This window comes from Caballeronia sp. ATUFL_F1_KS39 (assembly GCF_023630985.1).
GTDB classification, from domain to species: domain Bacteria; phylum Pseudomonadota; class Gammaproteobacteria; order Burkholderiales; family Burkholderiaceae; genus Caballeronia; species Caballeronia zhejiangensis.
Genome location: NZ_JALQDZ010000064.1, coordinates 49,933 through 69,282, shown reverse-complemented (window position 1 = coordinate 69,282; position 19,350 = coordinate 49,933). Strand labels below are relative to the sequence as shown.

Here is a 19,350-nt window from a genome sequence, read left to right as displayed (position 1 = left end):
TTCGAATGTAACAGGACAAAATCCCGCCGCCCCGCGCATCGCGGCATCGCGCGCTCAGTCCTTCTGTGCGATCGCCGTGAGCGCCCCGCTGTTCAGCCGGTACACCGTGACAGGCGCATCGATCCAGTCGCCGTTGGAATCGAACTTGACGGGGCCCAGAATGCTGTCGAACGACTGATCGCGCAGCGCCTTCACGAATACCTCCGGTTTCGCCGATCCCGCCTTGCGCATCGCATCCGCGACGACGAGCGTCGCCGCATAGAACGCGGGCGCGTAGGTATCGACATCGGCGCTGAACGCATTCCTGAACTTCGCGCGGAAGGTCTTGCCCTCGGGCAGCGTGTCGAGCGGCGCGCCGCCTTGCGCGCAGAACATGCGCTTGTCCGCGACGCCCGCCGAGAGCTTGTCGAATTCGGGCGAACAGATGCCGTCGCCGCCGACGAGCGTCGCGCTCAGGCCGAGCTCGGTCATTTGCCGCGCGAGCGTCGCGGCCTGCGCGTAATAGCCGCCGTAGAACACGACCTGCGGATTGCGCGATTTGATCTGCGTGAGAATGGCCTTGAAGTCGGTCGCCTTGTCGGTGCTGTACTCGCGCGCGACGATCTGCAAGCCTTCCTTCTGCGCTGTCTTGATGAACACGTCCGCGACCCCCGTGCCGTAGGCGGTGCGGTCGTCGATGACGGCGGCGCGTTGCGCGCCCAGCACCTTCGACGCATAGACCGCCATGCGCCCGCCCATCACGTTGTCGTTGGTGGCGAGGCGGAACACGTACGGATAGCCGAGATGCGTGAGATCCGGGTTCGACGAGGCGCCCGTCATCATCACGACTTTGGCGTCGTTGTAAATGCGCGCCGCCGGAATGCTCACGCCCGAGTTGTAATGGCCGATGACCGCCGACACGCCATCGTCGACGAGCTTCTGAGCGACGTTCACGCCGACCTTCGGATCGCCCTGATCGTCCATCGAAATCAGCTCGAATTTCACCGACTTGCCGGCGATCGCGAAGCCCTTCGCGTTCAATTCGTCGATGGCGAGCCGCACGCCCCGCTCGTCGTCCTTGCCGCTCGACGCCGCACTGCCGGTCAGCGGGCCGGCCACGCCGATCTTCACGACTTCCTGCGCATGCGCCGCGCCGCATAGCATCGCCGCGCATGCAATGAACGTGATTGCCGTCTTCATCGGTTTCATCGTGATTCTCCCGTCGCAGTGAGTGTCAGATTCTCAAGAAGGTCCCGTACCGGCGACAAGGTGTCGAACTCGAAATCCGGGCGCGGCTGCCACGCGCCGAGCGTGTCCGCGCCGCGATTGATCCATGCGACCGCCATGCCGAGCGGCTTCGCGCCGTCGATGTCGGCCCAGCTCGCGAGCGAGCAGTGCAACACGTCATGCGCCGGCAGCGCGAGGCGGTCGAGCGCCAGCCTGAAGATCGCCTCGGACGGCTTGTACGCCTGCGCCATCTCGGCCGTCGTCACATGCTCGAAGAAGCGGGTGAGCTGCGTGCGCCGCCACAGGTCGCTGTCCATGTTGGTGATCGGCATCAGCGGATAGCGCGACGCCGCCCAGTCGAGAAACGGCTCGGCGTCCTCATGCGCGGGCGACGCCTCGACGAGATGCGCGAGAAACAGGTCGGTCAGCTCGTCCAGCGCGTGGCCCTTGCGCGCGCCGGGCCAGCGCGCATCGAGCACGGCGGCGAGCGCCTCGCCCGCCACGTCGCGGTAACGCGCATACGCCTGCCCGCGATACAGCCGCACATTGCGAATATCCCAGTCGAGATAGATGTCGAACATCGCGTCGCCGGTCTCGATCGACAGACGCCGCAACACTTCCGCGATGCCGAGCGTGCCGCCGCGATCCACATCGACGAGCGTGCCGAAGTAATCGAACGTCAGGGCTTTGGGGTTCATTGCGCGCGCTCCTTTCTCGTGGCGAACTGCTTGACGCGTTCGGCGGCGTCGGGATCGGCGAAGGCGTCGATCGTCGCGTCGAACTCGAGTTCGAGACTCCGTGCGAGCGATTCGCTCAATTGCGTGGTGACGAGGCGCTTCAGCCGCGCGATGGATCCCGGCGATTGCTCCGCGATGCGCGAGGCCAGCGCGATCGACGTATCGAGCATGGCTTCGCGTGGCACGACGCGATTGACGAGTCCCATCGACATCAGCGATTGCGCGCTTTGCCGCTCGCCGAGCAGCCACAATTCCATTGCGCGTTGATGGCCGAGCGCCTGCGGCAGCAAATGCGTGACGCCGCCCGTGACGAACTGGCCCCACGCCATCTCCGGAAAGAACGCGACGAGATCGTCGGACGCCACGACCATGTCGCAATTGAGCATCCATTCGAAGCCGCCGCCGACGGCAAAGCCATGCACCGCGCCGACGACGGGCTTCGCGTTGAACATCAGATCGCGCGTGATGCGCTGAATGCGCCCGATATGCAGACGAATGCTTGCGTCAGTCGCGCTCTGCTCGCCGAACTCCTTGAGATCGTCGCCCGCGCAGAACGCGCGGCCCGCGCCCGTCAGCACGATGACGCGGCACGAGGCGTCGTCGTTCGCTTCTTGCAGCGCCTCGTGCAGATCGTCGAGCAGCGCGCCGCCGATCGCGTTCATGCGCTCCGGGCGGTCGAGCGTCACCACCCGAAGCGGTCCTTCCGTGCGTGTCCTGACGTAGCTCATGCGGGCTCCCTGTCGATCCAGCGTGTCTTGCCTTCGGTGCGCGGAAAGTGCTCGAACGGGACGATGGTCACAGCCGCGCTCGCGCCGATGCGTTCGCGCACGGCCGCCTCGATGCGCGCGGCGGCATCGTTCCAGCGTGCGACGGGCAAGCCGTTCGCGGCCTCGACCGTCATCGCGATGCGGTCGTATGGCCCCGGCCCTTTCAGCACGATGCGAAACATGCCCGACGCCCATTGCGGCAACGCCTCGACCGCGAGCCGCACCGCGCCCGGGAACACGTTGACGCCACGCACGTTGAACATGTCGTCGGTGCGGCCCGTCACGCGAAAGCGCCAGGCGCTGCGGCCATCGGGGCCGGCGTCGGTGGCCGTCACCGTGACGACGTCGCGCGTGCGATAACGCACGAGCGGCTGGCACTGCTTGCGCAGATGCGTGCAGACGAGTTCGCCCGTCGTGCCGGCTTCGATCGGCAGACGCGCGAGCGTGTGCGGATCGATGATCTCGGCGAACACCACGTCCGCCGCGTGATACAGCAGATCGGTCGTCCAGTCCGTTTGCCCGCCGAGAATGCTCAGCACTTCCGAAAGGCCGAAGTTCGCATTGCGCACCGCGAAGCCCCACTTCTCCTCCATCGCGGCGCGCAACTCCGGATTGTCGAGACCGGCCTCGCCGCCGAAAAGCCCGAGCTTCAGCCCGAGATCGCGCGGCGCGGGGCCGCCGGTCTCGCGCAGCACCTGCTCGATCAGCGCCGGATAAGACGGCGTGCACGAAATCGCGTCGATGCCGAGATTCAGGATCGAATCGATCAGAAGCCGCGTGTTGCCGACGCCGAACGGCACGACGGTCGCGCCGGCGGCTTCGAGAATCGTGTGATCGGTGAAGCCGCCCGTCCACATGCAGTAGTTGAGGCAGTGCACGACGCGATGCTCCGGGCGCAGTCCCGCCGCCCACATCGAGCGCGCGCCGACGCGGGCGATATCCGCGGCATCGCGCGCGCTGTTGGCGAGGATCAGCGGCCGTCCCGTCGTCCCCGACGTACGATGCAGCCGCGCGATGCCGCTCTCCGTGCACGCGACGTAATCGCCATACGGCGACGCGTTCTCCTGGCTTACGCGCAAGTCGTCCTTCTCGGTGAAGGGCATGTCCTGCAGCGTGTCGAGCGTGATGTCGTCGCGGCCGGCCCAGCGCTCGAGCTTCGTGCGATAGAACGCGGACATCGCGCGCAGATACGGCCAGTGAGACGCCCATAACGCATCCTGATGACGCCGCACTTCGTCGAGCGGGAGCGTCTCGAACGCTTCGTCGAAGTAGACGCCGTGCGCCGGCGAATGAACTGCTACGTTCATGTGTGGTCCTCTGTCGTGTTGGCGTTATTCGGCGCGGCGGCGTTTGGCGGCGCGTGCTTCGATCGCGGACCGCTCGACGATCGCCCGCGCGTGGCTCGCGGTGCCGATCGGCCCGCCCGCATCGGTGGCGACGATGTCGAACCAGTACAGCGCGCCGTCGATGTCGCGGAAGGTCGCGGTCGCGGATACTTCGGCGCCGAGCGGCGTCGGCGCGAGATGGTTGAGATGCGTCGTCACGCCGACGGACAGTTGCCCGTCACCGATGGCGTCGCGCAGCACATCGGCAGAAGCGCGCTCGATCAGCGACAGGAGCGCGGGCGTGGACAGCACGTCGGGGTAGCGCTCGTCCGCGTCGCGCGCGTGGGCGGATGCGAGATCCGCGGATGTGACGGTGTGGGTGAGCGTGGCGGCTCGGCCTCGTTCGATCATGTGCGGCTCCGGGTTGTGTAGCCGCCAATAAGGCAAGGTCCGGGCCATATGGGCCGAAGCCCCGTCGAGCGGGGCTTCGGGCGATTTTGCAAGACGTTGGAACGGCGGACCGTTAAGATTCTTGACGTTTCGATTCGCTACGGACGTCTTGGCGGCTGATGCGGCAGTCGCTGCACGGTGACGAGCGTGCGCGGGTCTCGACATCCATCACGGATGAAACCGGGGCGAGTTCCGCATGAAGTCAGACCTCAGCGACAACCCGTCCGAAGGCCTCCCGCACGGCGTCGCAAAACGCGTCGGCCACAACGGGAACGGGCCGGGAGGCATTCGTCACGATATAAAAATGATCGTGCACGGCAGGCGCGAAACGCTTCACCGCCACACGTTGCCGTGCGTAGGCCGCCGTCACCGGGTCGATGAGCGCGACTCCCGCTCGATTGGCGACCAGCGCCACGATCGCTTGCGATAACTGCGCCTCGATCACGAGATTGCGTGTCACGCCCGCTTCCACGAAGACGCGGTCGATCGCGGCGCGGGCGTCGAAGCTGTGCGGAAACGAAACGAAGGGCTCGCCGCGCAGGTCGTCGGGACTCAACGATGCACGGCGCGCCAGGCGATGCCCGCGCGGCACGATACATCGCATCACCGCGTTCGGAAGCCGCTCGCTCTTCACGGCCGGATGCGGGATAGCCTCGGCGGTCAGGCCCACGTCGCACTGGCCGGACGCAACCTTGTCGACCACCGTCGTCGCACTGTGCGCGAGCAGACTCACGTCGATGCCCGGATGCTGCTCGACGAAACGCGCGATCACCGCCGGCAGCAGATCGAGCGCGACGGCGGGCGACCCTGCCACGCGCAGCGAACCGCGTCGCATCGCGCGAATCTGGTGGGCCGCCTGCGTGATCCGGTCCAGTCCGACGAACGCGCGCTCCACTTCCTCGAACAGCACGCGCGCTTCGGCCGTGGGCGCAAGCCTCCCCTGCTGCCGTTCGAACAGCACGAAGCCGACGCGGCTTTCGAGATCGGCGATAAGACGGCTCACCGCGGGCTGCGAGATATGCAGCGACTCGGCGGCGCGCGTGACGGTGTGTCGAAGCATGACCGCGCGAAACGCTTCGATCTGCCGGATTTTGAGCTCGGACATTTCCATAACATTGAATTATAGATGACCGATCATTCGGCATTTGACGGGCGTTTTTTATCCGCCGAAAGTTGCGTCTCGATACATCAATGCAGGCACAAAGCGCAATTCATGCACGTCGATCTCGCCCATAACACATGCTGCCGGTTCGATATCGTGGTCGCGGGCGGCGGACTCGTCGGCATGGCGATCGCCTACGGGCTCGCGCGTGCGGGCCAGCGCGTTGCCGTGTGCGACGGAGCCGACTCCGCGCATCGCGCGGCGCGCGGCAATTTCGGCCTTGTCTGGGTGCAGGGCAAAGGCGGACGATGCCTGCCGTATGCGCAATGGTCGCGCGAGTCGTCGGAGCGCTGGAGCGCTTTCGCCGCGCAATTGAAGCGCGAAACGGGCATCGACGCCGGATTCGAACGGCCCGGCGGCATCGAGTTGTGCGAGACGGCCGAGCAGCTCGAAGCCGGCCGGCAGCTGCTCCAATCGATTCATGCGCAGGACGCATCGCTCGACTACGAAGTGCTCGACATCGACGCGCTCAAGGCGCGTGTGCCTTCGGCATCGGACGAACTTGCGGGCGCGCTCTATTCGCCGCACGATGGCCACGCGAGCCCGCTCTACACGCTGCGCGCCATGCAGCAGGCCTTTGCGTCGCACGGCGGCACGTATCTTCCGCATAGCGAGGTGCGCGAGATTCGCCCTCGCGCGGGCCGCTTCGAGATCGACACGACGCACGGCATGCTGCAAGCCGGACGCGTCGTGCTCGCCGCGGGTCTCGACAACAAGCGCCTCGCGCCGATGGTCGGCATGAACGCGCCGATCACGCCTCTGCGCGGTCAGATCATGGTGACCGAGCGGCTCGCGCCGTTTCTCGACTATCCGACGCTGGTCGTGCGGCAGACGCGCGAAGGCTCCGTGCTCCTCGGCGACTCCGCCGAGCAGGTCGGCTTCGACGACGGCCAGACACGCGCCGTCATGGCCGATATCGCCCGGCGCGCACGCACCGCGTTTCCGGCACTCGCGCATGCGCGCATCGTGCGGGCATGGGGCGCGTTGCGCATCATGACGCCGGACGGACTGCCGGTCTACGAGGAATCGGCGGCGCATCCCGGCGCGTTCCTCGCCATTTGTCATAGCGGCGTGACGCTCGCCGCCGCGCACGCGGACGTCATCGCACCGTGGATCGCGGGCGGCGCACGGCCCGCGATTCTTCATCCTTTCGTCGCCACGCGCTTTTCGAATTAGACATGCCCACGCACTTCGAATCCCTCGCCACGCTGTCGACGCCGCTGGTGTGCATCGACATCGACGGCGCGCATCGGCAGGTGCCGACGCATTACACGGTCGCGGCGGCGCTGCTGGAAAGCGGCACGCTGGCGTGCCGGAACACGCCGGTCAGCGGCGCACCGCGCGGACCGTTCTGCATGATGGGCGTGTGCTTCGACTGTCTGGTCGAAATCGACGGCGTGCCGAACGTGCAGGCGTGCATGACGCGCGTGCGCGAAGGCATGCGTGTGCGTCCGATGTCCGGCAAGGCGAGACTCGCATGACCCGGCATCCGGCACAGTCGAAGTGCGATCTGCTGATCATCGGCGCCGGGCCTGCGGGCATGTCGGCGGCGATCGTCGCGCGCCGCGCGGGCCTCGAGGTGTTAGTCGCGGACGAAGGCGAAGCGCCCGGCGGACAGATCTATCGCAACGCGTCGCGGTCTCCGCTCGCGGATGCATCCGTGCTCGGCGACGACTATCTCGCCGGACGCGCGCTGATCGACGCTTTCGAGGCCAGCGGCGCGACCCATCTCGCGCGCTGCGTCGTATGGCAGATCGAGTCCGGAAACGGCCGCGCCGTCGCCATGCTCACGCGCCGCGCGCACGACGGCGAGCCCGGCGGCACGCTCGACGTTTCGGCGCGCGCGGTGCTCGTCGCGACCGGCGCGCAGGAGCGTCCGTGGCCCGTGCGCGGCTGGACCTTGCCGGGCGTGATGGGCGTCGGCGCGGCGCAGACGCTGCTGAAGTCGTCCGGATTGGCGCCCTCGCAAGACGCCGTGCTCGCCGGCTGCGGACCGCTCTTGTGGCTGTTCGCATCGCAATTGCTGAATGCGGGACGCCGTGTGCGGGCCATCATCGACACGACACCGCGCGATGCCTGGCGCGCCGCGCTGCCTCATGCGCTCCCCGCACTCGCCGGCGCCGACTATCTGCTCAAGGGTCTGCGCATGATGGGCGCGGTCAAGCGCGCGGGCATCCCGGTGCATCGCCGTGCTGGCGCTTTTTCGATCGAAGGCGAAGGACGGGCCGAACGCGTGCGTTTCGTCGATGAACAAGGCGCGTCCCGATCGATCGGCACGTCGCTCGTGCTGCTGCATCAGGGCGTGATTCCGTCGACGCAACTGTCGCGCGCGCTCGCTTGCGAGCACGAATGGGATGCGTCGTCGGCCTGCTGGCGGCCTCGCACCGATGCGCGCGGGCGCAGCAGCGTGAAGAACGTGTGGATCGCGGGCGATGGCGCGGGCATCGGCGGGGCGAAGGCCGCCGCGCACGCGGGCACGCTTGCGGCGCTCGATATCGCGCGCGAACTCGGCGCGCTCGATGCGCCAGCCCGCGATGCACGCAGCCGTCCTGCGCGGCTTGCGATGAAACGCCATCTCGCCGTGCGTCCGCTGCTCGATGCGCTCTACGCGCCGCCCGCCGCGCTGCGCCGTCCCGCCGACGACGTGATCGTGTGCCGGTGCGAGGAAGTCACCGCGGGCGAGATTCGCGCGATCGCGGCGCTGGGCTGCCAGGGACCCAATCAGATGAAGGCATTCTCACGCTGCGGCATGGGCCCGTGTCAGGGCCGATGGTGCGGCACGACGGTCGGCGAACTGATCGCGCAGGTGCAGGAGCGCGCGGTCGGCGATGTCGGTTACTACCGCATCCGCGCGCCGATCAAGCCGGTCACGGTCGATGAAATCGCCGAGTCCATCGCGCTCGACGACGACTTCGCACGCGGCGAATTTCCCAGTTGAATCCATCCACGACAGACGAAACGACACCCCACACACGGAGCCCCCAATGAAGACCACCCGCGCAAAGACGATGTTGACCGCCGCCGCGCTCGCCCTGATGGCCGTCAGCACGATGGCATCGGCCAAGGAATGGAGCACGATCCGCGTCGGCGTCGACCCGACCTATCCGCCGTTCGAATCGGTCGCGAAGGACGGTCAGGTCGTGGGCTTCGACGTCGACCTCGGCAATGCACTGTGCGCGAAACTCAAGGCGAAGTGCGTCTGGGTGCAAAGCAGCTTCGACGGCCTGATCCCCGGCCTGCAGGCGCGCAAGTTCGACGTGATCCTGTCATCGATGGCAGCGAACGCGAAGCGCCGCGAGCAGATCGATTTCACGGACCGGCTGTACCGCAACCAGACGCGCCTCATCGCCAAGGAGAGCGCGCATCTGCTGCCCGACGCGTCGAAGCTCGCGGGCAAGCGGGTGGCCGTCGAACAAGGCACGGTGCAGGAAACCTATGCGCGGGAAAAGTGGGCATCGTCCGGCGTCGAAGTGGTCGCGTATCCGAGCTACGACCAGGCGTATGCCGATCTGACGGCGGGCCGCGTCGATGCGGTGCTGATGGATGCCGTGCAGGGCAAGCTGGGTTTTCTGGCGACGCCCGCGGGCAAGGGTTTCGCATTCGCGGGCGATGTGGTCTATGACGCGAAGATCATGGGCGACGGCGACGCCGCCGGCGTGCGCAAATCGGATCCGGAACTGCGTGAGGCGTTGAATGGCGCCCTCGCCGAAATGCTGCGCGACGGAACCTATCGCAAGATCGAAGCACGGTACTTCGATTTCGACATGTACGGGAAGTAATGTCCGTAGCTTGGCGCGTACACAGGGTCGCTCGTGAGGGCGGCCTCGAACGCACGCTATCCGGCCGCGGCGACGTCCTCGCCTAGTCGAAGCGGCGCGGCCAAAAACGTCCAGCAGTGCGCCGAAGAGGCGACTGTCCGTGGTCTTGCCGCGCCGTTGCTTGACGGCTTTTACGCCGCTTTATTTAGCGATGCCCACACGTTCGCAGTCCGCGATCGCGCCGTTGCTGCCTTGCGTGTACTGCAGCGTGTAGCCGTTCTTGAGACCGCGATTGGACGCCAGCACGATCTGGCCGAGCGTGGTCGTCGTGGCCGCGCGCGTCGAACGTTGCTCGATGATCAGATCGGCGAGTTCGGGGTTCGCGCGCGCCGCGTCCGCATCGATGATGCGTCGCGCGTTCGACACGCTGCCGCGATACCAGCCGTAGAACGGGCGATACGCCGGACCCGCGTAATGGCTGTCGATGATCATGTACGGATCGAGACGCTTCAGCGCGGCCTCGACGTCGTCGTCGTTGAGGATGTACGCGAGATCGCCGCCCAGACGCGAACCCGGCTCGCCGATGTGCGCCGGATCGTAGCGCCAGCCGTCCGGCCCGTTGCGCAACTGCGACCACGTCTTGCCCGTCCACGTGACGACGTGCGACAACGCGATCGTCGACGTCGCCGTTTCGGGCACCGTCACGCCGTTGACCTTCTTCGGCGCCTGCGTGATATAGAGCAGATCGCCCGGCAACAGCAGCTTCGACGTCGCATCGAAATTGCCGTGGTTGATGTCGAGCAACACGCCCATTTGCTTGACGCCCGCCCATTTCGGCGTCGTCGTGGCGCCCGCGGGCGTCATGCACGCCTGCGTCGTGATGCCGGTTTCGACTTCGCGATTGTCCGTGGTCAAGCCCGCGAAGTTGTAGACCCACGCGGTGAAGTCGGAGCAGTCGACGCCGTGCCACTGAATCTGCGCCGGCTCGAGCGCGGCCGCGTTCGTTTCGCCCTTGCGCTGCACGACCTGCGAGCCGTCGATGCCGCTGCGCTGCGCCGTGCATGTCATGCCGTACGTCTGCGCCGGATCGGTCTTTCCGCCCGACGTGCTGCCCTTGGACGAGTTGCGATATTTCGGATCGGCGTCCGACGAATCGTCGAACGGCAGCCAGCCCGGAATATGGTGGTGGCAATAGTTGATGTTCTGATCGACCCAGTAATTCTCGACCGCGATCACCAGTTCACGCTGGAACGTGCCGATATCCGCGCACCCGGCGGGCGCCTGGATCGCGCCGTACTGGCCGGCGAGCGGCCCCCAGCTGCTCGGCGTCTTGAGCGTCGACCAGTTGGTCTTCGTCAGCTTGCCGGTGAGCTTCGCCTGCACGTCGTTTCGGCGGCCATCGAAGAGCGCGAGGTTATCGGTCAGAAGCGCGACGCGGTCGCCGCACGTGCTCGCGCTGCCCTTCGCGGTCTGCACCGCGCCTGGCATCACCGGCTCGATCTGTGCGACCGACGTGATGCCCGAGCGGTTGCGCGGATTCGACATATACGTCGCCGCGCCCGTCGTGATCGAGCAGTTGCCGCCGCCCGGCGCGCTCACCGTGCCGTCTTCCGCGATGTTGCCCGCGCCCGCGTGACACGACGTCAGCGTGTCGCCGTTGGCCGCCTGCGCGACGATGTCCTGCGTGCTCGCCTCGATGCTGCTGCCGTCGGCCGTGCGGCTTTCGGACTCCGCGCCGAGGGCGAGCGCCATCTTCGCGCCGTCCGTGACCGTCGACGCCGTGCCGGCCGCGACGAGTGCCGGCATGGTTTGCTGCACGTCGATATCGCCGGCGAACGCGTTCACGCGCGACATAGCCGCCGCGATATTGCCCGCGATAAGACCGCCCGCGGCGCGCGCATCGGCGACGATCGCGTTCGAATACGCGGAGACGACCATCTGCGAGGGCGCGCTCAGATAGACCGCGGCGAGTTCGCCGGTGAGCGTCGTCGCCGTGCCGTTCGCTTCTTCCTCGAAGCTGCCGCCCTTCACGCGCACGAGCAGCGGATAGCGCAGCGTGCCCGTCAGCTTGAACGTGCCGTCGCTGCCGGTCGTGGCGACGGCGGAAGCCTTGTCGGCGACGGTGCCGTCGGCCGCGATCTCATGCACGGTCACCGATGCGTTCGCGACCGGGCCCATGTATACGCCGCCCGACGTCGACGGAGTCGATCCGCCGCACGCGGACAGACACAGGGAAAACGCCGCGCTCGCCGCGGCGGTGAAAAGAATGGGCTTCACGATGACCTTACCGATGAGGATGCGGGCGCGGCGATGAACCGCGCTTGATGTGTCCGATGCGGCTTTCGGGAAGCCGACCATCGACGTCATCAGCGTAAGGCAAGCGTCAGCACCGCGATCCGGCGATCAGACTCGAAAACGGCCGGTTGTTCAGCGGATTCGAAAGGCCAAAGAAGAGCGGATCGTGGCCGCGCGGCGCATCCGTGACGTCACGCTCGACCGCCGTCCCATGGCACCGGTCTCGCTGATTGCTCTTGGCCACTAGCGGTCGTTTATCGCCACGCTGAGGTTCAGACCGGATCAGGGTCGCCGTTTGCTTCGCCCATCAGCGGATTTACCAGCGGGCTTGCGCGACCCCGCCGCTGGCTTGCCGGCGGATTTGCCGCGTGGCTTCTGCACGCCGAAAGGATTGCTGCCAGGCGAGATCATGCCTTTGTCCGCGTCCGCAACGCGGGACGTCGCGGCCGGCGCGACTTTGGGCTTCTTCGGCTTTTTGGGTTTCTTGATGATCTGGCCCGTCGCGCTGGTTTGCGGCACGCGGTGTTCGGCCTCGAAACCCGGCTCTTCTTCACGCGGCAGCGTTTGCCGGATCAGCGCTTCGATCGCGGCCAGTTGCGGCGCTTCATCGGCACACACCAAGGACACCGCCACACCGCTGGCGCCCGCGCGTCCGGTACGGCCAATACGGTGCACATAGTCCTGCGCGACGATCGGCAGATCGACGTTGATCACCAGCGGCAAGTCATCGATATCCAGCCCGCGCGCGGCTACGTCGGTGGCGACCAGCATGCTCACTTCGCCCGTCTTGAAGCGCTCGAGCGCACGCAAGCGCGCGGGCTGCGGCTTGTCGCCGTGAATGGTGTCGACGGCGTATCCCGCTTCATCCAGCATCGCCGCCAGATAATCCACGCCATTGCGGGTTTTGACGAACACCAGCGCGTGTTCCCAGTTGTTCTCGGCCACGAGATGCATGAAGAGATCAGGCTTGTTTCTCTTGTCCACCGGCACGACCCACTGCCTGATCTTGCTGGCCGTCGCATTGGGCGGACTGACGCTGATATTGACCGGCCCGCGCAGAATGCCCGCCGCCATCGCGCGGATATCGTCGGTGAAGGTGGCGGAGAACAGCAGCGTCTGGCGCTCGGTCGGCAACGCCGCAAAGACAGCGTTGAGTTCGCGCGCAAAGCCGAGATCGAGCATGCGGTCGGCTTCGTCCAGCACGAGCGTCTGCACTTGATCGAACTGCACCGCGTTCTGCCGATTGAGATCCAGCAAACGGCCCGGCGTGGCGACGAGCACATCGACGCCCTTGCGCAACTTCATCATCTGCGGATTGATGCTCACACCGCCGTAGGCGGCCAGATATCGCAAGTCGAGGCCTTTGCCGTATTCGATGAAGCTCTGCAGCACCTGTTCTGCCAGCTCACGCGTAGGCACCAGCACCAGAACGCGCGCCCGGTTGCTGGACACCGGCGGACCGTGCTGCACCAGCCGTTGCAACAGCGGCAGCGCAAAACCCGCCGTCTTGCCAGTGCCGGTCTGCGCCGCAGCCATGACGTCCTTGCCGCCGAGCACGGCAGGAATCGCCTTCGCCTGCACCGGCGTAGGTGTCCGATATTCGAGGTCCTGCAGATTACGTAATAACGGACCGATCAGGCCAAGCGAGGCGAAGGACATGCACGTATTCCGGGCAAAAACCGCAATTTTAGCTTTACGAAGCGCGCATCGGCGGCGCGCGCGATCGAAAGCGGCGCGAAAGCTCGGGTTCCAGATTCGCATCGATGACCCCGCCGCGCTTGCGAGATCGAGGAGACACCGCGATGACCCGCTTCATCGATTGCGATGATGGATGAAAAGGCCCGCGTTTAGAATGCGCTCTTCGCTATCGGCGCAACGGCTATTCGAACAAACGCTGTCACTGCAGCGACAAGGACAATCGAGACCATGCTCAGAAAGAAGGTAATTCCGCTCGCTTTCGCGATTCTTCTCCATGCGTTGCCCGCGAGCGCCCAGCAGACGACGAACCGCGACGAGTTTTACTGGCTCGGCGAAATCAACAAGGCTACCGCGGTCATCAATGGTCAGGAAGGGTTGCTGGACAAGGCGTTGGTGCCCGGCATCGCGGCAGGCCTCGCCAAAGTGATTCACGACGGCAATCAACCCGGCGGCAAGCGCCCTTCCACCGTCATCACATTCGAGCCGCTGCTGATTCAAGCCGCAGGAATGGATGTGACGCTGCTGCACGCCGGGCGCTCCAGCCAGGACATGCATGCCACGTATCGCGCCGCCATCTTGCGCGACGATATGCTGCGCCTCGCCGAACAGTTGAACAAGACATCCGCGACGCTCGTGACGCTGGCGCAAAAGCACGAGCGCACCATCGTGCCGAATTACACCAATGGCGTCGCCGCCCAGCCGAACAGCTACGGGCATTATCTGCTCGGTTACGCTGCCGCCCTCGATCGCGACGCGCAGCGCATCCGCGAAGCGTACGCACGCATCGATCTGTGCCCGATGGGAACCACGGTGCTGAACGGCACGAGCTGGCCGCTGGACCGCGTTCGCATGGCGCAATATCTGGACTTCGCCGACATCGTCGACAACGCCTACGACGCGCATCAGATCGCCGCGGTCGATCATCCGGTAGAAGTCGGCTCGATCGTGACGAGCATCGCGCTTCATGCGGGCAGTTTCATCGAGGACGTCATGACGCAATATGCGCAGCCGCGTCCGTGGATTCTGCTTCAGGAAGGCGGCAACAACACCTACGTTTCCAGCGCGATGCCTCAGAAGCGCAATCCGGGCCTGCTGAATTCGACACGCGCGGATGCATCGACTGCCATCACGCTCGCGATGGGACCGGTCATTCGCGCACACAATCTGCCGCCCGGCATGCCGGACGCGAAGGAAGTCAGGGACAACAAGGAAATGGTGAACAGCGCTATCACCGTCCTGCGCAAATGGGACGACATTCTCAAGGCTTTGGTGATCGATCAGGGCCGGGCGCTGGAGGAACTGAACAGCGACTGGACCGCATCGCAGGAAGTCGCCGACGTGCTGATGCGCAAATACAAGCTGCCTTTCCGATTGGGCCACCACTTCGCGTCGGAGGTCGTGGAATACGCGCGAGCGAACGATATCAAGCCCAGCGATTTCCCCTACGATCAGGCGCAGCGCATCTACGCCGAAACGACCAAAGGCTACGGCAACGGCGTGCTGCCGATGAGCGAAGAGGAATTTCGTTCGACGCTGAATCCGGCGGCTATCGTCGATAACCGGCGTACCGTCGGCGGGCCTCAACCGGCCGAGATGGCACGCATGCTGACTGCGGCAAGAGCGAAGATCGCGCAGCAGGACGCATGGGTGGCCGAGAAGCGCAAGACGATCGATTCATCGTTGGCCGGACTCGATCGTGACTTCGACAAGCTCTTGAGCAGCCGGTGATCGTCCGGGTGTCGCAACGGGCTGCTCGACCCAGGCGAATGAACGCTCAGAGTGCCGTCAGACGGCGGTCCGGCGCATCGTCGAGATTCGCGCGGGCCGTCGCGGCTCGCGCGATTTCAAGCCGGTTGCCGCCGCGCGATTTTGCGCTGTAGAGCGCGCGATCCGCGGCAGCGAGCACTTTTTCCAGCGTGTCTTCATCGGTGCCGATGCGTGCCATGCCGATACTCACCGTCGCCTCGATCTCCACGCCGCCCGCCGTGCGCGTGACCGTCTGCGCGAAGCGGCGAACGACGGCTTCGGCCAGGTCTTTCGCGCGGGCGCTTTCGTGCCCCGGCAACAGCGCGGCAAACTCTTCGCCGCCGATGCGCGCCAGGATCACATCGCGTCCGAGCACGCTGCGCAGAATCTTCGCGAACGACTTCAGTACGTCATCGCCGGCTTCGTGGCCGAAGCGGTCATTGATCGCCTTGAAGCGGTCGAGGTCGAGCGCGAGACACGACGCCGGCGGAAAGGCGTCGCTTTCGCGGATGACGCGTGCGCCTTCTTCGAAGAACCATCGGCGGTTGCCGAGACCCGTGAGGTAATCGGTCTGCGATTCGCGTCGCAGATCGGCGTGGGCTTCGTCGCGCGCGAGGCGCAGGAGCGTCATCGGCAGAACGACGGAATAGAGCACGCCTTCATACATCGTCGCCTGACCGGCGATCGCCAGCAACTGCGGTCCGAACGACGCCGCCAGCCACGGCAGAATCGCGGCCCTGAATGCGTAGAAGAGCGCGTGGCCGCCCGTGACGGCCACGGCGATGTTGCGCGACTGCTTCCATTTCGAATCCCGCGTGCCGAGGAGTTCGCGCGCAGTCAGACCGCACACCACGGCAATGGGAATGGCGCTGATGTACGCCCACATGACCGCTTCGCCGCGCTTGCCCGCGATGGCCCAGGCGAGCGCGAGCATCGACAGGATGCCGACGGCGAACCGGCCGTAGCGGCGTCCGTTCAGGAGCGCGACGCCTTGCAGATTGAGCAGATACCCGCCGACGATGATGAGATTCGACACCGCGGCCCCCACGACGCCGGGGAGGCCGGGCACGCCGTGCCGCATCGACGCGGCGGCGCAGCCGAGCGCGAGCGTCGCATAACCGGCCGCGAGCACGCCGAGTTCGCGCCTGCGCCGCGGATACGACCGGCGCTCCCAGAGCGTCAGCGCGCTGCTGGCGAGGAGCGTTCCTATCGCTAACAGGTAAAGGGTGATGAGGTCGACACGCATGCGCTCGTTAAGCCTTCTTCCGGCCGAAGACGATCTGACATGACTCGTTTACGGCTGCAGAATCGGAAAATTTAGGCACGCGTGCCGGATTCGGACGCGTGCCGTCAGCCTGATTTACCGCGCCCCGTCTTTTGCTGAAGTTCGTCGATGCGGCGGGACGCGTCGGCTTTCGTCAGGGTTTCGTCGAAAGGTTCCTTGGCTTCTTCGCAGAGCGTTTTGAGGTAAGACGCCTGCGCGCCGGTCATCGGCTCATCGCCTGTGGTCCAGTCGGCGGGGTCTTTTTCCGCGTTCGACGTCGGGTGCGATTTGGGGTTGTCTTGCGGATCGGCGGATTTCTGGGTCATGCTGGGATCTCCTTGCAATGCCCCTTGCTGCGCAAAGAATGTGCCCTGCCTGGGCGAAAGCCGCGACGTGTGATGCCGATATGGGCCGTACTGGATTCGAACCAGTGACCAACGGATTAAAAGTCCGCTGCTCTACCAACTGAGCTAACGGCCCGGCTCGCCCGATCTCCGCCCGCCACAGAGGCGCTTCTTGGGTGCCTGCCCTGGCCGATGGCCGGCAATCGCGTGTATGTCCGCGCGAGCGCTCCTTGATGACGGTGCGCATCCGGGTCTGCGCAGTCGGAGGGTGGCGGCAGACGGCCGCCACCCACGTTCTCCTGTCGTTGCTGCCCGCCCGCCGGCCTCAGTTCGTACGCACTTCGATTCGGCGCGGCCGGGCTTCGTCGCGGCGCGGTATCGTCAGCTTCAGCACGCCGTTCTTCAGGTTCGCATCGATTTTCGATGCGTCGAAGTCAGCCCCCAGCGAGAACGCCCGCGCGAAATGAGGCTGGCGGATCTCCGCATGCTGCAGGCGCAGTCCTGCCGGCGTGGGCACCACCGCCTCGGCCTCGATGTACAGGTTGCCGTCGTGGACCTTCACATCGAGCCGGTCCTTCGTCACGCCGGGCAGATCCGCCCACAGAGTGACGCCCTGGCTATCCTCGAAGACGTCGACGGGCGGCGCCAGCGTGATCCGGCGTGGCGACTGCTCGTCGTCGCGCCGAGCCACCGTCGTGTCGTCTTTCCTGGCAAGTTTGGTCGTGTCGTTCATGATGTCCTCCTACGTTCTGCGACGCGTTTCATTGAACCGTGATGGCGCGCGGCTTCGACGTCTCCCGCTTGCCGATGCTCACGGTCAGGCAGCCATTGGTGTACTGCGCAGTGACCTTGTCCGGGTCCGCGTGCTGCGGCAGTTCGATGACGCGCCGGAAAGCGCCGACGAACCGCTCCTGCGCATAGGTACGCGTGTCGTCGCCGGCTTCCGGCTGTGCGCTCCCGCGCTCGCCGCTGATGGTCAGCAGCCCCTTGTCGATCGATACATCGAGGCTGGCCGGATCGACACCCGGCGCGAACGCGACGATCTCGATCGAGTCGTCGGTCGAACCGATGTTGACCTGCGGGAAGGCGCCCGAGCGCCCGGAACGGATGCTGGAGGGGAAACCGCCGAAGAGGCTCGCCATCTGCTGTTGCAGACGGTCGAACTCGCTGAAAAGGTCGGTCCCGAAGTAGAGATCGCTCATGGTCATTTCCTCCTTGAAACCAGCAGGAAGACGAACCGGCCTACGCGCTCCAGTTCGTCTGCCATGCTGCGGGCAAACAAATCGAAACACGCAGCGCGCCGGACTGCTGGCGCGACTGCCTGAGCGGAATTCAAGATAGGATCCCGAGCGGAAATTTCAAGGGGATTTTTGCGACTTTCCGCTCTTGAATTGGAATGCTCGCACCCTATCTTCACGACGCTTCCGACGGACCATGCGAGGACATCATGGAATTCGAATACGATTGGCTGACCCTGGGCCGGCACCGAATCCGGCTGCGCTCGACAAGGGGTTTTCCGACCGAGACGATGCGTACGGCGGTCGAGGTCATCCGGCTGGCGATCGACAGCAACATGAGCGCGCGTGCGCGGCTCGTTGAAGTCGTCTTCCAGCAGGAATCTGCTTACGAGATTGCCGTCGGCACCACGTTCGCCGACGACCGGTTATGTGCGCCGCAACTGGAGGTGGCGATCGCGACGGTCCTCGGCCTGCAGCCCACGAAGATCAATATTTCCGTGACGGTGGTCACGCAGGAAGAGGTCGATCTGCACTTCGGAGTCTACGAGAGAATGCTGGCCGAAAAGCTCGGCGTGGTGCCGCCGATCCAGTGAACCGTCGCACGCGACACCAGCGCTCCAGACCTGCGGCGAACAATGAGTGCGCGACCTTGTCCCGGCGTCCGGTAACCTCGAGCAGGGGCCGGACCTTCGATCTCGCGTCACGCCATTAGAACTCAACCGCCCTTTCCTTCCCTGAGCCGCGCGCGATGCGCGGCGACTTTCGCGCGGTTCCCGCAACTGGCCATGCTGCACCAGCGGCGAGCGTGACCGCGCGTGTGATCGGCGAATAGCAGCGTGCATGTCGGACCTTCGCACGCTTTGACGTAGGTGAAATCCTCTTCGCAGACGAGTTTCGCGAGCGCCTCGACAATCGGCATCAGCAGCGACTCGGCCGTCGGATAGCGGCGCTGCATCGCGAATGCAAGCCCGCTCGAAGCGCTCGCATCCGCGACGATCGCGCCGTGTTGTTCATCGCGCATCAGCACGGTGTTCAGCGCTTCCAGTTCGCGCAGGTCTTTAGCCGCAAGCGGCCGCCCCTTGTTCTTCTGCACGAACGATCTGAACCATTCGCGCAAGCCGCGCGCCTTCGCCGCGACCTCGTCCAGTTCGGCGGGTGCGATTTGCGAACGCATGTGCGCAAGCACGTCGGCGGGCACGAGGCTCGCCTGTTCGAGCCATGACAAAAAGCCTTCGCCGTCGGCGAGCCAGTCGACGGGTTCATCGACCGGCGTGGCAACCGAGTTGAGAAAGTCGAGGCCGGGCGCGTCAGCCACGAAGAATGCGGGAAGTGAGCGGTATTCCATTTCTTCGGTCCAGCG

Annotated in this window: 19 protein-coding genes and 1 tRNA gene; 6 read left to right on the top strand and 14 right to left on the bottom strand. The window is 65.5% G+C overall.

Translation table 11 applies throughout. From position 1 onward, the window contains the following. Window positions 1-54 precede the first annotated feature (54 nt). The 6 genes from NCR93_RS30760 to NCR93_RS30735 form a co-directional block, all read right to left on the bottom strand. Window positions 55-1,188, bottom strand: a complete 1,134-nt coding sequence (locus NCR93_RS30760; RefSeq protein WP_175982143.1) for a branched-chain amino acid ABC transporter substrate-binding protein — start codon at window positions 1,186-1,188, stop codon at window positions 55-57. Beyond that, complete coding sequence (locus tag NCR93_RS30755; protein ID WP_175982144.1) at window positions 1,185-1,904, bottom strand: HAD family hydrolase; 720 nt, start codon at window positions 1,902-1,904, stop codon at window positions 1,185-1,187. The genes NCR93_RS30760 and NCR93_RS30755 overlap by 4 nt, the downstream gene beginning before the upstream one ends. Beyond that, window positions 1,901-2,671, bottom strand: a complete 771-nt coding sequence (locus NCR93_RS30750) for an enoyl-CoA hydratase/isomerase family protein (RefSeq protein ID WP_175982145.1) — start codon at window positions 2,669-2,671, stop codon at window positions 1,901-1,903. Before NCR93_RS30750 ends, NCR93_RS30755 begins: the two co-directional genes overlap by 4 nt. Continuing rightward, entirely contained in the window at window positions 2,668-4,017 is a 1,350-nt protein-coding gene (locus tag NCR93_RS30745) for a phenylacetate--CoA ligase family protein (protein WP_250530455.1), read from the bottom strand. Before NCR93_RS30745 ends, NCR93_RS30750 begins: the two co-directional genes overlap by 4 nt. 24 nt (window positions 4,018-4,041) lie before the next feature. Beyond that, on the bottom strand, window positions 4,042-4,446 hold the full coding sequence (locus tag NCR93_RS30740; RefSeq protein WP_008345636.1) for a thioesterase family protein: 405 nt from the start codon (window positions 4,444-4,446) through the stop codon (window positions 4,042-4,044). Window positions 4,447-4,687: 241 nt separating this feature from the next. Beyond that, window positions 4,688-5,596, bottom strand: a complete 909-nt coding sequence (locus NCR93_RS30735; RefSeq protein ID WP_175982147.1) for a LysR substrate-binding domain-containing protein — start codon at window positions 5,594-5,596, stop codon at window positions 4,688-4,690. Between the two features lie 102 nt (window positions 5,597-5,698). Between NCR93_RS30735 and NCR93_RS30730 the strand changes: the two genes are divergently transcribed. Genes NCR93_RS30730 through NCR93_RS30715 form a run of 4 tightly spaced genes read left to right on the top strand, consistent with a single transcriptional unit; the run spans window position 5,699 to window position 9,426 of the window. Beyond that, on the top strand, window positions 5,699-6,823 hold the full coding sequence (locus tag NCR93_RS30730; protein WP_051078950.1) for an NAD(P)/FAD-dependent oxidoreductase: 1,125 nt from the start codon (window positions 5,699-5,701) through the stop codon (window positions 6,821-6,823). A 2-nt stretch (window positions 6,824-6,825) separates the two neighbouring features. Beyond that, window positions 6,826-7,128 carry a (2Fe-2S)-binding protein gene (locus NCR93_RS30725; protein WP_008345641.1) on the top strand — a complete coding sequence of 101 codons (303 nt, stop codon included), beginning with the start codon at window positions 6,826-6,828 and terminating at the stop codon, window positions 7,126-7,128. After that, window positions 7,125-8,585 carry an NAD(P)/FAD-dependent oxidoreductase gene (locus NCR93_RS30720; protein ID WP_175982148.1) on the top strand — a complete coding sequence of 487 codons (1,461 nt, stop codon included), beginning with the start codon at window positions 7,125-7,127 and terminating at the stop codon, window positions 8,583-8,585. The genes NCR93_RS30725 and NCR93_RS30720 overlap by 4 nt, the downstream gene beginning before the upstream one ends. A 46-nt stretch (window positions 8,586-8,631) precedes the next feature. Next, window positions 8,632-9,426 (top strand): ABC transporter substrate-binding protein, encoded by a 795-nt coding sequence (locus tag NCR93_RS30715; protein WP_175982149.1) that lies wholly within the window; start codon window positions 8,632-8,634, stop codon window positions 9,424-9,426. Window positions 9,427-9,606: 180 nt separating this feature from the next. On the opposite strand, the gene NCR93_RS30710 is transcribed toward NCR93_RS30715, so the two are convergent. Both NCR93_RS30710 and NCR93_RS30705 read right to left on the bottom strand, forming a co-directional pair. Next, on the bottom strand, window positions 9,607-11,703 hold the full coding sequence (locus NCR93_RS30710) for a hypothetical protein (RefSeq protein ID WP_502799869.1): 2,097 nt from the start codon (window positions 11,701-11,703) through the stop codon (window positions 9,607-9,609). A gap of 279 nt (window positions 11,704-11,982) precedes the next feature. Beyond that, window positions 11,983-13,359 (bottom strand): DEAD/DEAH box helicase, encoded by a 1,377-nt coding sequence (locus NCR93_RS30705; RefSeq protein ID WP_175982151.1) that lies wholly within the window; start codon window positions 13,357-13,359, stop codon window positions 11,983-11,985. Between the two features lie 267 nt (window positions 13,360-13,626). Between NCR93_RS30705 and NCR93_RS30700 the strand changes: the two genes are divergently transcribed. Next, window positions 13,627-15,126 carry an argininosuccinate lyase gene (locus tag NCR93_RS30700; protein WP_250532391.1) on the top strand — a complete coding sequence of 500 codons (1,500 nt, stop codon included), beginning with the start codon at window positions 13,627-13,629 and terminating at the stop codon, window positions 15,124-15,126. 46 nt (window positions 15,127-15,172) lie between these two features. Here NCR93_RS30700 and NCR93_RS30695 read toward each other — a convergent pair whose 3' ends face one another. The 5 genes from NCR93_RS30695 to NCR93_RS30675 form a co-directional block, all read right to left on the bottom strand. Next, entirely contained in the window at window positions 15,173-16,390 is a 1,218-nt protein-coding gene (locus NCR93_RS30695) for a GGDEF domain-containing protein (RefSeq protein WP_008345652.1), read from the bottom strand. 104 nt (window positions 16,391-16,494) lie between these two features. Next, window positions 16,495-16,734, bottom strand: coding sequence for a DUF3072 domain-containing protein (locus NCR93_RS30690; RefSeq protein ID WP_008345654.1), 240 nt, complete (start codon window positions 16,732-16,734; stop codon window positions 16,495-16,497). An 81-nt stretch (window positions 16,735-16,815) separates the two neighbouring features. Next, a tRNA-Lys gene (locus NCR93_RS30685) sits at window positions 16,816-16,888 on the bottom strand. A 189-nt stretch (window positions 16,889-17,077) separates the two neighbouring features. Further along, complete coding sequence (locus NCR93_RS30680; protein ID WP_008345656.1) at window positions 17,078-17,485, bottom strand: Hsp20/alpha crystallin family protein; 408 nt, start codon at window positions 17,483-17,485, stop codon at window positions 17,078-17,080. A gap of 28 nt (window positions 17,486-17,513) precedes the next feature. After that, entirely contained in the window at window positions 17,514-17,954 is a 441-nt protein-coding gene (locus tag NCR93_RS30675; RefSeq protein WP_008345658.1) for an Hsp20/alpha crystallin family protein, read from the bottom strand. Window positions 17,955-18,199: 245 nt separating this feature from the next. On the opposite strand from NCR93_RS30675, the gene NCR93_RS30670 reads away from it, so the two are divergent. Beyond that, window positions 18,200-18,583 carry a hypothetical protein gene (locus NCR93_RS30670; RefSeq protein ID WP_033535688.1) on the top strand — a complete coding sequence of 128 codons (384 nt, stop codon included), beginning with the start codon at window positions 18,200-18,202 and terminating at the stop codon, window positions 18,581-18,583. A gap of 122 nt (window positions 18,584-18,705) precedes the next feature. On the opposite strand, the gene NCR93_RS30665 is transcribed toward NCR93_RS30670, so the two are convergent. After that, window positions 18,706-19,335, bottom strand: coding sequence for a CGNR zinc finger domain-containing protein (locus NCR93_RS30665; protein ID WP_175982153.1), 630 nt, complete (start codon window positions 19,333-19,335; stop codon window positions 18,706-18,708). Window positions 19,336-19,350: the final 15 nt, after the last annotated feature.

What these genes read in the sequence shown, in the direction of transcription:
- NCR93_RS30690 (WP_008345654.1), bottom strand. Translation starts at nt 16,734, where the DNA reads ATGACCCAGAAATCCGCCGATCCGCAAGACAACCCCAAATCGCACCCG.
- NCR93_RS30760 (WP_175982143.1), bottom strand. Translation starts at nt 1,188, where the DNA reads ATGAAACCGATGAAGACGGCAATCACGTTCATTGCATGCGCGGCGATG.
- NCR93_RS30725 (WP_008345641.1), top strand. Translation starts at nt 6,826, where the DNA reads ATGCCCACGCACTTCGAATCCCTCGCCACGCTGTCGACGCCGCTGGTG.
- NCR93_RS30700 (WP_250532391.1), top strand. Translation starts at nt 13,627, where the DNA reads ATGCTCAGAAAGAAGGTAATTCCGCTCGCTTTCGCGATTCTTCTCCAT.
- NCR93_RS30705 (WP_175982151.1), bottom strand. Translation starts at nt 13,359, where the DNA reads ATGTCCTTCGCCTCGCTTGGCCTGATCGGTCCGTTATTACGTAATCTG.
- NCR93_RS30675 (WP_008345658.1), bottom strand. Translation starts at nt 17,954, where the DNA reads ATGAGCGATCTCTACTTCGGGACCGACCTTTTCAGCGAGTTCGACCGT.
- NCR93_RS30695 (WP_008345652.1), bottom strand. Translation starts at nt 16,390, where the DNA reads ATGCGTGTCGACCTCATCACCCTTTACCTGTTAGCGATAGGAACGCTC.
- NCR93_RS30755 (WP_175982144.1), bottom strand. Translation starts at nt 1,904, where the DNA reads ATGAACCCCAAAGCCCTGACGTTCGATTACTTCGGCACGCTCGTCGAT.
- NCR93_RS30720 (WP_175982148.1), top strand. Translation starts at nt 7,125, where the DNA reads ATGACCCGGCATCCGGCACAGTCGAAGTGCGATCTGCTGATCATCGGC.
- NCR93_RS30735 (WP_175982147.1), bottom strand. Translation starts at nt 5,596, where the DNA reads ATGGAAATGTCCGAGCTCAAAATCCGGCAGATCGAAGCGTTTCGCGCG.
- NCR93_RS30680 (WP_008345656.1), bottom strand. Translation starts at nt 17,485, where the DNA reads ATGAACGACACGACCAAACTTGCCAGGAAAGACGACACGACGGTGGCT.
- NCR93_RS30665 (WP_175982153.1), bottom strand. Translation starts at nt 19,335, where the DNA reads ATGGAATACCGCTCACTTCCCGCATTCTTCGTGGCTGACGCGCCCGGC.
- NCR93_RS30670 (WP_033535688.1), top strand. Translation starts at nt 18,200, where the DNA reads ATGGAATTCGAATACGATTGGCTGACCCTGGGCCGGCACCGAATCCGG.
- NCR93_RS30740 (WP_008345636.1), bottom strand. Translation starts at nt 4,446, where the DNA reads ATGATCGAACGAGGCCGAGCCGCCACGCTCACCCACACCGTCACATCC.
- NCR93_RS30730 (WP_051078950.1), top strand. Translation starts at nt 5,699, where the DNA reads ATGCACGTCGATCTCGCCCATAACACATGCTGCCGGTTCGATATCGTG.
- NCR93_RS30750 (WP_175982145.1), bottom strand. Translation starts at nt 2,671, where the DNA reads ATGAGCTACGTCAGGACACGCACGGAAGGACCGCTTCGGGTGGTGACG.
- NCR93_RS30745 (WP_250530455.1), bottom strand. Translation starts at nt 4,017, where the DNA reads ATGAACGTAGCAGTTCATTCGCCGGCGCACGGCGTCTACTTCGACGAA.
- NCR93_RS30715 (WP_175982149.1), top strand. Translation starts at nt 8,632, where the DNA reads ATGAAGACCACCCGCGCAAAGACGATGTTGACCGCCGCCGCGCTCGCC.